This window comes from Flavobacterium sp. (assembly GCF_027533505.1).
Classification (GTDB): domain Bacteria; phylum Bacteroidota; class Bacteroidia; order Flavobacteriales; family Flavobacteriaceae; genus Flavobacterium.
The window spans coordinates 36734-51811 of record NZ_JAPZUB010000029.1 but is presented as its reverse complement, the minus strand read 5'-3'; the positions used below and the strand labels follow the sequence as shown (position 1 = coordinate 51811).

10 protein-coding genes are annotated in these 15078 nt (G+C 43.5%); 2 read left to right on the top strand and 8 right to left on the bottom strand.

Going from position 1 to position 15078, the window contains the following annotated elements; genetic code table 11:
• The first annotated feature begins 4 nt into the window (after positions 1 to 4).
• Both O9316_RS06360 and O9316_RS06355 read left to right on the top strand, forming a co-directional pair.
• Positions 5 to 805: a hypothetical protein gene (locus tag O9316_RS06360; RefSeq protein ID WP_298204239.1), complete on the top strand. Its 801-nt coding sequence runs from the start codon at positions 5 to 7 to the stop codon at positions 803 to 805.
• The gene (locus O9316_RS06355) at positions 766 to 3735 is read left to right on the top strand and encodes a hypothetical protein (protein ID WP_298204238.1); all 2970 of its coding nucleotides are present in this window, start codon (positions 766 to 768) and stop codon (positions 3733 to 3735) included. Before O9316_RS06360 ends, O9316_RS06355 begins: the two co-directional genes overlap by 40 nt.
• Positions 3736 to 3791: 56 nt before the next feature.
• Here the strand turns inward: O9316_RS06355 and O9316_RS06350 are convergent, their stop codons facing one another.
• The 8 genes from O9316_RS06350 to O9316_RS06315 form a co-directional block, all read right to left on the bottom strand.
• Entirely contained in the window at positions 3792 to 4943 is a 1152-nt protein-coding gene (locus tag O9316_RS06350; RefSeq protein WP_298204237.1) for a beta-ketoacyl synthase N-terminal-like domain-containing protein, read from the bottom strand.
• A gap of 23 nt (positions 4944 to 4966) precedes the next feature.
• On the bottom strand, positions 4967 to 6238 hold the full coding sequence (gene bioA, locus O9316_RS06345; protein ID WP_298204236.1) for an adenosylmethionine--8-amino-7-oxononanoate transaminase: 1272 nt from the start codon (positions 6236 to 6238) through the stop codon (positions 4967 to 4969).
• A gap of 103 nt (positions 6239 to 6341) precedes the next feature.
• On the bottom strand, positions 6342 to 6962 hold the full coding sequence (bioD, locus tag O9316_RS06340; protein ID WP_298204235.1) for a dethiobiotin synthase: 621 nt from the start codon (positions 6960 to 6962) through the stop codon (positions 6342 to 6344).
• Positions 6963 to 7147: 185 nt separating this feature from the next.
• Entirely contained in the window at positions 7148 to 8308 is a 1161-nt protein-coding gene (locus O9316_RS06335) for an 8-amino-7-oxononanoate synthase (protein ID WP_298204234.1), read from the bottom strand.
• A gap of 166 nt (positions 8309 to 8474) precedes the next feature.
• Entirely contained in the window at positions 8475 to 8756 is a 282-nt protein-coding gene (locus O9316_RS06330; RefSeq protein ID WP_298204233.1) for a F0F1 ATP synthase subunit epsilon, read from the bottom strand.
• A gap of 91 nt (positions 8757 to 8847) precedes the next feature.
• A complete protein-coding gene (gene atpD, locus O9316_RS06325; protein WP_298204232.1) occupies positions 8848 to 10359 on the bottom strand; it encodes a F0F1 ATP synthase subunit beta in 1512 nt (503 codons plus the stop codon).
• 220 nt (positions 10360 to 10579) lie between these two features.
• Positions 10580 to 12133, bottom strand: coding sequence for a G-D-S-L family lipolytic protein (locus O9316_RS06320; RefSeq protein ID WP_298204231.1), 1554 nt, complete (start codon positions 12131 to 12133; stop codon positions 10580 to 10582).
• A gap of 23 nt (positions 12134 to 12156) precedes the next feature.
• A complete protein-coding gene (locus tag O9316_RS06315; RefSeq protein ID WP_298204230.1) occupies positions 12157 to 15009 on the bottom strand; it encodes a TonB-dependent receptor in 2853 nt (950 codons plus the stop codon).
• Positions 15010 to 15078: the final 69 nt, after the last annotated feature.

Here is a 15078-nt window from a genome sequence, read left to right as displayed (position 1 = left end):
ACCCATGAAAACAAAAAGATCATCTGTAGCATTACACCTTTGGTCGTTTTTTTTAACACTTCTTTTTAACCTAAATCTTAGCGCACAATGTCCAACACCTCCTGGAAATCCAGCCCTCTATGGCTCTGGATCGTGGAGAGCGTATGTCTACTCGTACACGGATACGGGAAATCCCCCCGCAAATCCGTTTGCTACGTATCGTGGTTTTTTTACCTTACCCGAAACGTTCAATAATGATTTGGCAAGCGGCTCAATTGCTGGCCCCAACATTTGTGGAACTTACAGTGACACCTTCGCCATTCGCATGCGTATGCAACGGACTTTCACTCCTGGCAATTATACCTTTACCGTTGGAGGCGACGATGGATATCGTTTGAGTTTGGATGGCGGAGCAACGTTTATTATCAACAATTGGAGTGACCGCTCGTATGGAACAACTACAAGTGCTGTCGTCTATTTGGATGGTCCTGTAAATATCGTCTTGGAATATTATGAAAAATTTGGACTTTCAAGAGTAAGTTATTCGTTTAACACCTGCGCAAGCTCAACAGCGCCAACCGCTATCAATGCTCCAACTGCCTTATGTCAAAATGCAGGCGGAACAACATTGGTTGCCCAAGGTGGAACGCATGGATCTGGAGCGGTTTTTCAATGGGGTACAGGCGCTGTGGGTACAAACATCATTACCACCACTACTGGAAACGCCCTTTATGTGAATCCTACAGCCACTACCACCTATTGGGTTCGTCGCATCGATCCAGCGCCTTGTCCAGCAAACAACTCGGGACACATCACGACAACGTAACTGTCAATCCGAGTTCGACAGCCCCTACAACCATTACCCCTTCGGCAACAGCTATCTGCCCTGGAAATAGTGTAACCTTAACCGCATCGGGAGGAACAGCCCTTTCTGGGTCAACGTTTCAGTGGGGAACAGGAACAACCATCGGGTCAAATGTTATCAGTGGACAAACGGGGGCGAGTATAACTGTGAGTCCAAACACTACAACAACCTACTGGGTTCGTCGCTTTGATCCTTCGTGTAATGCCTTTACCGCAGGAATTACATTCACACTTCCCACAGCAGTAGCACCAGGAAATCCAGCTCTTTTTGGAGCCAACACATGGAATGTCTATGGGTACTCAGGAGCCGATGTAAATTTAGGAACTACTACATACCTCGGATTTTACACGACCAATACTTTAAATTTCAACACCCAAACCGGAACCAATAGTTGGGCAAACAACACTTCTCCTTCTAGCGCTTCAGGTTGGAATGGATGTCCTGTCCCTGCCGATAGTCATACCTTTACAGCAAAACGCCGCGGATTTCCTTGTGGAAATTATACCGTAGCCATGCAAAATTGGGATGATGTAGCGCAATTATACATCAACAACACACTCGTTTGGTCTGCTAACTCGTGGAGTGGTAATGGAAACTTCAATGTCATTGTTGGAACCTACTACTTAGACTCTACCTCAACCGTGGAGATTCGTAATCGCGAAAACGGAGGCCTCTCCAATATCAGCGTTACTTTTACCAATACAAATATTCCCTCTACAGCCCCAACAGCCATTACAGGAATTACTGTTCTTTGTGAGGGTACTTCTACAACGCTTACAGCTACAGGAGGTACGATGGGAACTACTGGAGCCTTTCAATGGGGCACCGGTACTACGGTAGGCGCAAATATAATTGCAGGTGCAACAAGCGCTTCACTTACGGTTACCCCTACAACAACGACGACCTATTGGGTACGAAGAGTCGACAGCATTTGTTGGGTAACTACTGCTGCGGTTACTACCACTGTTACAGTCAACGCCACCACAGTAGCAGGAAATCTTTCGTCTCCAACAACCACCATTTGTAAAAACACTGCTGTTTCTGAAATTACGTTAACAGGAAACACAGGTGCAGTCATCAAATGGCAATATGCCGCTGATGCAGCATTTACTTCTGGGGTCACCGATATTGCTGTTACAAATACAAGTTTATCGGCAGCTCAAATTGGTACATTCGCTAGCACACGCTATTTCCGTGCCGTGGTTCAAAATGGAAATTGTTTGGTGGTCAATACCGCTCCACTTGCCATTGTTGTACCTGACACTGTTGTCTTTAATGGTACATGGAGTGGAACCCCAACCGATAAAACACCGATACTCATTGCCTCAAACTATACGTTGACTTCCGATTTGGAGGCTTGCTCTTGTCAAATAGCCGCCAATGCAACCTTGACCATTCCCGCAGGTCGAACGCTTCGTACGCAACAGGAAATTGAAGTAAGTACTACAGGCGGTCTTATTGTAGAAAATAATGGAAGCTTGGTACAAGTTAACGATGCCGCTATCAATTCAGGTTCGATTACCTTCAAACGAAACACCACCCCGCTAAAACAATTTGACTACACCTACTTTTCGAGTCCCATTCAAAACACAACATTAGGGCAACTGGCACCCCAATCCATGTTTTACTCCTTTAATCCAACCATTAATAATTGGAATTTGGAAAATGTAAACACAGTAATGACGTCAGGAAGAGGGTATATTTTCCGAGCGCCAAATACGCTTAACTTCAATACTCCCCAAATTTTTGGTGTATCTCTCAACGGGACACCCACCAATGGAATTGTTTCTACAACCATCGTGAAAGGAACGGGGACAACATTTAATTTAAAAGGAAATCCGTATCCTTCGGCAATAGATATTGATGCCTTTTTGATGGATCCCACCAACGATTCGATTGTAAATGGAACCATTTATCTTTGGACACACAACACCGCAATTGCGAATGTGAGCGGCACAAACATTTATGTGTATACCAGTGATGACTATGCCAAGTACAACTTGACAGGTGGCGTTCAAACTGCCGATCCAGCAATTACTGGTGGTACAACCCCCAATGGCAGAATTGCTTCTGGACAGGGCTTTTTCATCGAAGCCAACGATGCACTACCGGCGGGAACCTATACTGCACGCTTTAACAACAGCATGCGTATTATGGGTGAAAACAATCAGTTTTTTAGAACATCAGGCGTGACTACCCAAAGTACCGTTTTGAACAAACACCGTGTATGGTTAAGCTTGAGCAATGCCCAAGGAGCATACAGCGAGCTCTTGGTAGGATACATCACAGGAGCGACCCAAGGTATGGACTCTAAATATGATGGAAGAACCCTTCCTGCCGGGAACGTAGTATCATTTTACTCCTTGTTGAATGCTACGGAGTTGGCGATACAGGGACGAGCCCTCCCTTTTCACGATAATGATCGCGTGCCGCTTGGATTTCAATCGACTCTAACGGGAACGTTTCAAATTCGTTTGAGCAATTTCGACGGTTTGTTTCAAAATCAAAATGTATACTTATACGACACCACTACGCAAACCTATCATGACCTTAAAGCGGGCGCCTTTTCATTTACCATTACACAAGCCGGAACAAATAACAACCGTTTTGAATTGCGTTTTACCGATGGAAATGCATTAGACACAGGAACTTTCACCCCAGACAACACGGTCATGGCCTTCATAAAAGAGGGAATGTTACATATTTCAAGTGCCCGTGAATCCATCGCAAATGTAGCAATGTTTGATTTGTTAGGGAAAAAAGTATACAGCCAAAAGGGAATTAACAGCACGGTTTTCCAGTCGGAATTTCTACCCTTTTCGAATCAGATTTACATTGTTCGCATCACTCTATCAGACGAAAGTGTTGTCACAGAAAAAAAAGTACGTTAATTAAAAATTGGGCTTTTTGTTAACAAAAAAGAACCGTCTTTAGTTAGACGGTTTTTTTATTTTGAAATACGAATCGTCACTGCATTGCCGCCAAATCCAACCGCATTCACTAGAATATTACGCATCGGTTTTACAATACTAAAATCAGCGCCAAATGGTGTTCCAAAAAACGTTTGGTCCTGTAGCATTAACAGCGCCTGTTCCAAACTGAAAATACCCGAAGCGCCAAAAGTGTGCCCCATTTTCCATTTATTCGTCGTTAACAGCGGTAACTGTTCACCGAAAACCTTTTGAATGGCTTTGTATTCCGATAAATCGCCTTTGATAGTGCCCGGCGCATGCATCACGATGGCGTCAATCTCCGACAAAGGCAAATCCCCTATCGCCATTTGCATCGACTTTTGAAAACAAACCGCCTCATCCGAAATGGAAATGTTGTGCTCCAATTCGTCAGTAGCATACCCTACTCCGGTGATGTAGGCCAACGCATTTTCGTTATGACGCTCCAAAGCTACCACGCCAGCTCCTTCCCCCAACACCATCGTATTGCGCAGTTTATCTAAATCCAATGCCTTACACGGATACCCTTCTGTTTCCCGCGAATAGATTTTTAACGCTTGCATTTGTGCTAAAGTAAATGGAGTCAACGGGGCCTCGCTACCTCCCGCAATAAACTTCGCCGCCATTCCCGATTCAATCCAAGCTACCGCGTTTAAAATGGCGTGCAAAGCGGTCGAACAGGTGATGGAATGGGATATTTCGGGTCCGGTAGATTTTAAATCATGGGCCACCCAACTCGAAAGATTGCCCAATGTGGTGGTGGGCGAACTCAAGGTCGCCGTTTTACCGGTCGTGATAAATTCGCGGTGGTACTGTTCCCACAAATGCGTGGCACCTCGGGACGAACCAATATTGATGCCTATCGCCTCCCCCGACTCCCAACCCGCTTGTGCTACTACACGGCGACTCACATCCAAGGCCATAAGTACCGAGGGATCTAGGTTTTTGTATTTCGCATCCGATAACCGCAATTGTTCTAATCGCGCTTGATCGGCTGCTCTCAAGGGAGCTACCCAATAATCATGAGTTCCCAAACGCTTTTTTTGAATAGCAGTTGCGCGCGAAGAATATGCTTCACGAATGTCTTCTTTGGAAGATCCTAAGGGAGATACCGTCGCTAAAGCAGTTATGGAAATGCGGTGTTTCAACGTAAAAAATTAAAGTTGTAAAGTTAGTCGATTTCTACCGCCGCTTCCACCACTTCATAGACTTTTTCCAATTGATCATCAGTTATGATATAGGGCGGTAAAATATATACGATATTCCCCACTGGACGTAAAATCACACCCTTTTCAATAAAAAATTGATACAAGCGGTTTCGGAACGTTCCGTAATAACTCTCCACCCCTTCTCGCGCTATCTCTAAAGCAAAAATAACACCCAAAACCCGCGTCGTTTTTACCCGTGGATGTGCGTTCGTTTTTTCGGCAAAAGCCAAATGCCGTTCATGAATCCGCTGTATGTTGGCTTGCATTTCTGCCGACTCTAACAATCCAATACTCGCCAAGGCTGCGGCACAACCCGTTGGATTCGCCGTAAAGGTATGCCCATGAAACAACGCTTTGTTCACATCGGTATCCAAAAATCCGTCAAAGATTTCTTGGGTAAACGACGTAATTGCCATTGGAATCGTGCCGCCCGTCAACGCTTTGGACAGGCACAGCATATCGGGTTGCTCCGTCAAATAATCACAGGCAAAGTTTTTTCCCGTTTTACCAAAACCCGTCATCACTTCATCGGCAATCGTAAACACCCCATATTTACGACAAAGGACCAGCATTTGATCTAAAACTTCGGGCGCATACATCACCATTCCCGCCGCACCTTGGCATAAGGGCTCGAAAATAAAAGCGGCAAATTCACCCGTTTTTAATTGTTCCTCTAAAACTTGTAACGCATGGGCTTCTTGCCCTTCTACCGGCACTGGAATACGGTAGACATCGACGAGCGATCCTTGAAAGGCTTCGGTAAAAAAGGTAATACCACTGGATGCCATCGCTCCAAAAGTGTCGCCGTGAAAGGCATCATCAAAGGCTAGAATTCGGCGTCGAACTTCTTTCTTATTATAAAAATACTGCATCGCCGCTTTGAGGGCAACTTCTACAGCGGTCGAACCGTTATCGGAAAAGAATACTTTCTTTTGATTGGAAGGCAATAACGAAAGTAATTTCTCCGCCAATTCGACCGCAGGTTTATTGGTAAAACCGCCAAATAACACGTGCTCTAGCGTGGTCAATTGCTTGTAAATCGCCTCCGCCATCACGGGATTGGAATGCCCATACGGATTCACCCACCATGAAGCAATGGCGTCTAAATATTCGTTGCCGTGTTCATCCCACAACACCGCGCCTTGTCCTTTGACAATCGCCGGTAACAAACCTACTGTTTGATGCTGTGTATACGGATGCCAGTTGTACAGCTGGTCTTTTTCGGATAAATTCATATTTTTTGGAGCAAAGAGAAAAGAAGAAAGAGGAAAGAAATTATTTGTAAACTCCAATTTCTTGTCTCTTGTTTCTTGCTTCTTGTTTCTTTCTTCTTGTTTCTTAACCCAACTTCAACAAGGTCGCACGAAATTGCTCTGCATAATCGCGCACCACATTTTCGTCAAAATAAGGTTCGTTATTAATTCTTCCCAAAAAGGGAACCTTCGTTTTTTGTAAAATAATCGATTCGGTAGGCTCGTGTTCGTCCCCCGAAAAGATAATTCCTGCAATGTTTATTTTTCGTGCTTGCAACGCTTCTAGCGTCAACAAGGTATGGTTGATGCTACCCAAATAATGACGGGAAACCACAATCACTTGGTAATCGGGCTGAATCAAATCAATCACACAATCTGTCGCATTTAACGGTACAAAAACACCGCCAGCTCCTTCAATCACCAAATGATTATCTGTTTTCGGCTCTTGAATTTGTGCGATATCTATGGTAATTCCGTCCAATGAAGCGGCCAAGTGGGGACTCGCAGGGGTGTGTAACGCATAGGCATTCGGATGAAATTGTGTTCTGGTATTGGACACGCGGCGTCTGACTTTATGCGTGTCGCTATCCTCCAAATCACCCGCTTGAACAGGCTTCCAATAATCGGCTTCTAGCGCTTCCGTTACGATGGCGGCTGCGACGGTTTTACCCACATCGGTTCCAATTCCCGTAATGAATAATTTCATAGCTTTAATTTTTGGCAAAGTTCGGGAAGTGAATGGAAAATCCCATCAAATTTTAACGAAAGCTTATTATTTTGGGCGGTGCCATCGGCCCGGGCTATTCGCAGTGCCGGCCTTCCTAGCTTCAGGCAGGGCACTTTGCTACTACTTGCCTGCCGATAGGTAGGTCCCTACCGCAATTCCTGCTCCTACTGAAACAACGAGCTCGCCAACAACTCCAGCAAAGCCGTAATGGATTCCATAGGCGTGTAGGCATGCAAACAAATACGCAGGCGTTCTTGTCCTTCAGGAACCGTGGGTGATAAAATGGGTTTCACCTCAAAACCCGCCGCTTGAAGCGTTTGTGCTACGTGGCGCACCTTTTCATTTCCGGGCACAATGGCACAGTGAATCGCCGACTTAGAATACACGAATAGCGGTTGGAGTCCGAGACGCTTCACCTCTTGATTCATGTGCACAATACGCGTTTGCAAGGCTTTGATAGTGGTCTGTTCGTGTTGCAAAAACTGATACGCTACATGGATGGTAGCCACAGCATGCGGGGACAGACCGGTTGTATAAATAAAACTTCGGGCGAAATTGACTAAGTAGGTTTGTAAGTCTTGACTTCCCAATACCGCAGCACCGTGACAGCCCAAGCCTTTTCCAAAAGTTACGATTCGGGCAAAAATGCGGGATTGTAGATTGAGATACTGTACAACTCCTTCGCCATATTCGCCCATGACACCCAAAGCATGGGCTTCATCAACAACCAGCAATGCCTTATGGTGTTCACACAGTTGCACCATTTCTTCCAGCGGCGGCGTATCACCATCCATGGAATAGACGGTTTCGAGGGCGACATAGATATCGAAGTGATTTTCAGCAGTGCGTTGTGCGTTCCATTTCTCCAATAGCCCTTGCAAATCTTCGGGATTATTATGACTAAATTTAAAGGATTTGGCTTTACTCAATTGGAGTCCGTCCCGAATGGAGGCATGACAGAGTTCGTCATACAAGATAACATCGCCACGTTGGGGCACGGCACTAAAAAATCCTACGTTGGCATCATAGCCCGAATTAAATATTAGGGCTGATTCGGCTTGATGAAATTGAGCAATTAATTTTTCGGTTTCGGTATATACGGTATGATTTCCTGAGATAAGGCGCGAACCTGTAGCGCCATTGACTTTGCAATTTCGAACCGTGAGAAAATCATGTACGGCCTCAAACAAAGCACTATTTTGTGCAAATCCCAAATAATCGTTGGAAGAAAAGTCTATACGATTTCCATATACAGGTAACTGGCGTAAGGCATTCTCGTCCTGACGTTCTTGCAACTTATGCTGTAGTTTACTTGGAAATTTCATCGTTCAAATATACGGGATTTAGCCCGGAACTTCCTCATTACGGCAGTCAGGTCGCAGCGGCATCCTCCCGACGTGAGGAGGGCGACCTACCAAGGCAGGCGGGGTTTTAAATAAAAAACCCGATACAAGGCTGCATCGGGTTTTATTTATTTTGAATTAGTCGGGATTAATCGGCTAATACAATGACTTTATTGTCTTTCATTTCGATCGTTCCCGAGGTAATGGCTAGACTGTAGTTTTGGTCGTTAATTTTGGTAAAGCGACCTTTTACAGTTTCGTCAAAATTGAAGGCGCTCGCTGTAATTTTCACAGCACCATCTTTCAAAATGGAAACGATAGGAGCGTGGTTGTTTAAGAGTTGGAAGGACCCATCTACACCAGGAAGTGTTACTGAAGTAACTTCTCCTTTGAACAACGTTGCTTCGGGTGATACTATTTCTAAAATCATAATTTTTATTTAAAATTCCCAATTTTAAAGTTCCAAATTCCAAATTGGGATTTGTGATTTTATTTTTGAAGTTTATCAAGCTTCGCTTGATTTATGCTTCTGCTAACATTTTTTGACCTGCTTCGATCACATCCTCGATAGTTCCCTTCAAGTTGAAAGCCGCTTCAGGCAAGTGGTCTAATTCCCCGTCAATAATCATATTAAATCCTTTGATGGTATCTTTAATATCTACCAATACCCCTGGGATACCTGTAAATTGTTCCGCCACGTGGAACGGTTGCGACAAGAATCGTTGTACACGACGTGCACGTGATACGGCCAATTTATCTTCTTCAGACAATTCCTCCATACCCAAGATGGCGATAATGTCTTGTAATTGTTTGTATTTTTGAAGAATTTCTTTCACACGTTGTGCACAGTTGTAGTGCTCATCCCCTAAAATGAGTGGTGTTAAGATACGTGAAGTGGAATCAAGTGGGTCTACCGCAGGATAGATCCCTAATTCCGCAATTTTACGTGACAATACGGTAGTGGCATCCAAGTGAGCAAACGTTGTTGCTGGCGCTGGATCCGTTAAGTCATCCGCAGGTACGTAAACCGCTTGTACTGAAGTAATCGAACCTTTTTTCGTAGAAGTAATACGCTCTTGCATCGCCCCCATCTCGGTAGCTAATGTAGGTTGGTATCCTACTGCAGAAGGCATACGTCCTAATAACGCAGACACCTCAGAACCCGCTTGTGTAAAACGGAAGATGTTGTCTACGAAGAACAGTACGTCTTTACCTTGATCAGAACCTGCTCCATCACGGAAGTATTCTGCAATTGAGAGACCAGACAACGCCACACGAGCACGAGCTCCAGGTGGTTCGTTCATTTGACCGAATACGAATGTCGCTTTTGAATCGCGCATTCCTGCTTTATCTACTTTAGACAAATCCCATCCTCCATTTTCCATAGAGTGCATGAAATCGTCACCATATTTAATAATTCCCGACTCCAACATCTCACGCAACAAGTCATTTCCTTCACGGGTACGTTCACCTACACCTGCGAATACAGAAAGACCCCCGTGACCTTTAGCGATGTTATTAATCAATTCTTGGATCAATACGGTTTTTCCTACTCCGGCACCCCCGAACAAACCAATTTTACCCCCTTTTGCATAAGGCTCAATCAAATCGATTACTTTAATCCCTGTGAACAAAACTTCTGTTGAAGTAGAAAGTTCGTCAAATCTTGGAGCTGCTTTGTGGATAGGCATTCCGTTTGCACCTTCTTTTGGCAAATCGCCTAACCCATCGATAGCATCCCCAACTACATTAAATAAGCGACCATAAATGTCAGACCCAATAGGCATTTGGATCGGCGCTCCAGTAGCTTGAACTGTAGTACCGCGGCTCAATCCATCGGTAGAATCCATCGAGATCGTACGTACGGAATCTTCTCCGATATGTGACTGAACCTCAAGGATTAACTTAGAGCCGTCTTGTTTTACAATTTCCAAAGAATCATAAATTTTAGGTAATTCATGTTCTTTTGTATTGAACACCACGTCAACAACCGGACCGATGATCTGTGAAACTTTTCCTATTGCGTTTGACATTGCTTATGTATTTATTTAATAGCGAATTAGATTTGAAAAAACGTCGATTTTTTTTCGAGTGCAAAGATAAGTTTTACAAATAGAAAATCAATACAAAAAAGCGATTTTTTTAACCCTTTTTTGATTTTTTCGAAGTGCATTGCCCCAACCATCATGAATTCTATAGAAAACAAAAAACCACCGGGAATACCGATGGTTTTAATGTATTATGGGTTTGTGACTACAAACTTGCTGGGAATAAAATGCGGAAATCTCCGAGGTTATACCCTTTAAAATTAGAACCATACGTGGTGTTAATTGCTTTTAAAAACTCGTTAGCAATTAAACCGTATCCTCTTGGACTTGGATGTACTCCGTCTAAAGAGAATCCTCCACCTGTTACATAGGTTGAACGAACTGTAAAGCCGTCACGAGAAATTCCTGTCGTTGCCACTTGATTCAGAAGTGTATTAGCATCTACAAAGGCTAACCCTTTAGAAGAAGCAATAGCAGCAATTGAATTGTTGAATGCCGTTGTAGCCGTTTTCACTTCAGCGGCTTCAGCAGCGGTCAAAGTTGTATTGTCTTGCATTGGGAATGAAACCCCAACCGTGTTAAACGGTGCTGGAGCACTTGTGGTGGTCGTACCAATTACCCCTCGTGCGGATAATAAAATATAATCACGCGATGAAGCAGCACTACTTGCATGGCGCGCTCTTCCATACAATCCACCTACAAACGTTGCTGTCGTTGGGCCAAGAACGGGAGTTAAAGCATTGGTGATGGCCGCCGATAAATCTACTAATGATTCATCTTGAATTAACAACGGATTATTTTCAACGGTAGCAGCATTTCCATCATCAGCCACTAAAGTTTGAAAACGATTAGGTTGTCCGATTGCTGTAGTAATTTGATTTACTGCGCCAAACAACAAATTCAATTGTCCGGCATTAGCTGCAGGTAATCCTGGTATTGGATTGGTGGGAACTGTAGTAAAAAAAGGTACAGCAGTCACATCGGGAATGTTTGCCACTACGCCTTTAGCGCCATTTGTAGTTAATCCATTTACGAGATTTGTATAAACATTTTCAAATAGTGTTGGATCGGTAATGTCGTTGCTTCCGTAAGTAGCTGGGTTTGGGTTTCCTGCTTGATTCACTCCAGAACCTCCTGAAGTAGCATAGGCCAACACATCATTGTTTCCAATCCATAATGAGAAAAATGTGGGACTTTGTGCTACAGCATCTGCCAAAACATTAGCAGAAGGACTGCTTGCAAAACGCACATAATACGGATTGGCTTGGCCCGTAAGTACACCTGCTGCGTTTCCGTAACCATTGGCTAACAAATGAAAACTTTTGGCCCCGGGAATCCCCATATTATTAAAAGGTCCCGTCAAAACATTGGTCACCTCAGTTGAAGGCACTCCTGAGACATTTACTGGAGCCGTACCGTTGAAGAATAGACGTGTTCCTTGAATGGGCGTACCACCTAATAAAAGTCCACCCACATTATCATTCATATAAGGCACTTTAAACTCTCCTCCGCCAACTAAGGCAAACTTTTGAGCCATTAAGTTGGGATAAGAACCTTTTTGTCCTTCAATAAACAAGGCATTATCGGAAAATCCAGCGGTGAGTGAGTTTCCTAAAGCGACAAACTTTGAAAAATTAGCAGTTCCCGCGGTTAATGGAAGTCCATCTGATGAATTGGCATCGGCTACTGGATCATCGTCGCTACTACATGCTGTTAAGGTAAGTGCTACCAAAAACAACCATTTATAATTCTTTATCATGAGATCGAATGTTTTAATTAAAATTAAGGATTGATGGTTAAAGAAGCAAAATATTGACTTCCGATAAATCCGGCACCTAATACTTGTTGGTATTCATTACCTAAGATATTAGTAGCTCCGATTTTTAGAACCGATTTCAACTTTGGTATATTGTAGTTGATTTGAGCATCAAACACAGTTGCTTCATCAATCCACCCGTCTACGAAAGTTGATTCCCAGCGGTACCCAGTATTCCATCGTCCGCTGATGCTGAATCCAAAGTTTTTAAACAAATTATCATTGCTGATACTCGCTTTAACACGGTGTTTGGGTGTATTGAATCCTGCTTCAAATCCTGGATCTTGATCTTGATCATAATCAAACTCAGCAAAGTTGTAGTTGGCACTAAACTCGAAGTTTTTAGGTAAACGATAGTTGAATCCCGCCCCAAAACCAAGCGAACGAACTTCAACACCTGTATTGGTATACAATTGGAAAACACGGGTATTTCCTGTTGCCAAAGCATCAACCGATTGCGCTCCTGTATCGGTAGGCCCCGCTAAAGGATTGGGAGCGTCTTGAGCCACCCCGTATAATGGAGTTACTACGTTTACGTTACCAATAAAGTCGTTGTAAATATTGTAGTATCCCGTAATGTCATACGATAAATTTTTAATTTGACCACGGTATCCTAATTCAAAAGCTTTCACCGTTTCAGGTTGCACCAAATTTACATTCGCTCTGCGTAACAAAGCAGAGGCTGCAATAGGATCGGTTCCCGCTAGAGCTGCAAATTGTGCCGCTGAAGCAGCAGTATATGAATTGAAGTAGGCATTATTACCATTGATGGTTGTAGAGGTACCTCCAACGATGGCTTGACCTGAAGCAGAAGTAATCGGTAAGGTTTCGGTATAACGGTCTAAGTTATCAGGGGCAGAACCTAACAATACCGCACTCCCTACGTTGAACCCAATATACTGGTCTTGCGTCGTTGGGTTACGGAAACCGGTTTGGAACGAAGCACGGAAATTATGGTTACGTTGTTCACCTGCTGAATACACCAAAGATAAACGTGGTGAATAATCTCCATCAAAGTTTTGTGATTTATCGTAACGAATAGATCCCGTAAACTTCAAACGGTCATCCAAAAATTTCTTTTGGATTTGTGTATAAATTCCATATTCACGGTATAAGATATCTGTTCCTTTATCGGTGTAAATACGACCCAAAGAGTTCAACTCATACATACGGAAAGATCCTCCCACTTGAATTTCAGCAAACTTAACGAGGTCTTTAAAGTTATAATTCGCATCTGAGTGATACAATTTCGAGTCGTCTACCAATCTTGATCCCGTAAGCACATCGGGATCAGCAATAACGCGGTTAAATGCGGCTTGGAATTCAGGTGTCCCTGGAATCAAACGCCCTGTATCGGCAACACCACGTGCCGCAGCATGAGCTTGAGCAGGCGTAGCTCCCGCTAATGTAGATTGAACATACGCTCCAGCATATTGACCAAACCATTGTGCATCGGATTTCCACTGACGGTTTACGTTTAATCCCGTAAACAACATGTCATACGAATTTCCACCATCTTCTGTAGTGAAATATCCCCGCACGAAATAATTTTTCCCTTTAAATTCTAATTTATGTTGTTGCATAAAGAAACCGTTCAAATAGTAACGATTCGCGCCTTGATACACGGTATTTCCAAAACCAAATTTACTTTGCCAGATGATTTCGTTATCATCACCCCAAGGTTTAAAGTGCAACGAAAAGTCAACTTTCGCATTTCTCACTTTATTGTCGGTCAAATCAACTTCATTATACCCTGTTCGACTTACGTTGTAGTTCGGTAAGATTTGTTGGAACACAGCAAATTGAGCTGGCGTAATAGCTCCAGCATTCAAAAGCCCTGTCGCCACACCCCGTAAATTAGTTGAGGCTTCATCTCCGTAAACGTTAATACCATTGTAGTTGTGAAACGAACGATCTAACCCTACATTGTTTACCAAATCTCTATCGCGGTAGTCTGTTGCAAACCAATCGGTTCCTGTCATGAACGAAAAATTGGCTTTGGCCGCAAAATTCTTATTGAATGCATGTGCAACGCGAACACCATAGTCAGCATATTCATTAGTTCCTGCCGCACGTTGACTGGTTTGACCATACTTCACATAGGCTGAAACACCTTGACTTGTAAAAGGACTCTTACTGGTCATGAATAAAATACCATTAAACGCGTTAGCTCCATACAATGCCGAAGAAGCTCCAGGCAGTAATTCCACGCTTTGAACATCAATTTCAGAGATACCAATCAAGTTCCCCAACACGAAGTTCAACAACGGTGAAGAGTTGTCCATCCCATCCACCAACTGCATGAAACGCGTGTTGGCCACCGTAGCAAATCCGCGTGTATTGATTGACTTAAACGACATACTACTCGTGTTCATGTGCACCTCTTTCAGGTTTTCCAAACCATCATAAAAAGTAGGAGATGCCGAACGCTTGATGTCTTTCACCGTCATACGCTCAATTGTTACAGGGGATTCCCGTATGCGCTCAGGCGTTCTTGACGCTGAGATTACAATTTCATCCAATCTGGTATCCTCATTTTGCAACACAGCATCCACTTTTTGAGAAGCAGATGTTACTTGAACCTTTTGCGTGGCAAAACCAATGCTAGAGATTTCAAGGGTAAAAGGAGGTTTTTTGGTCGTTTTTAAGGTAAACTTACCGTTAGCATCTGTCACGGCAGCGGCAGATTCTCCCGCTACTTTAACATTCGCCCCAGGTATGGGTTCGTTTTTACTGTCTTTTACCGAACCTGTAATGGTTGTTTGTGCAAAAGTCACCGCACAGAACAACAGCGTTACAAAAAGATGATAAATCCTCATTTGATTATATTTTGTTGGTTTAAGTAGCCAAAATACGAATAATTTTGATATTATAAATTATGCGCGCAT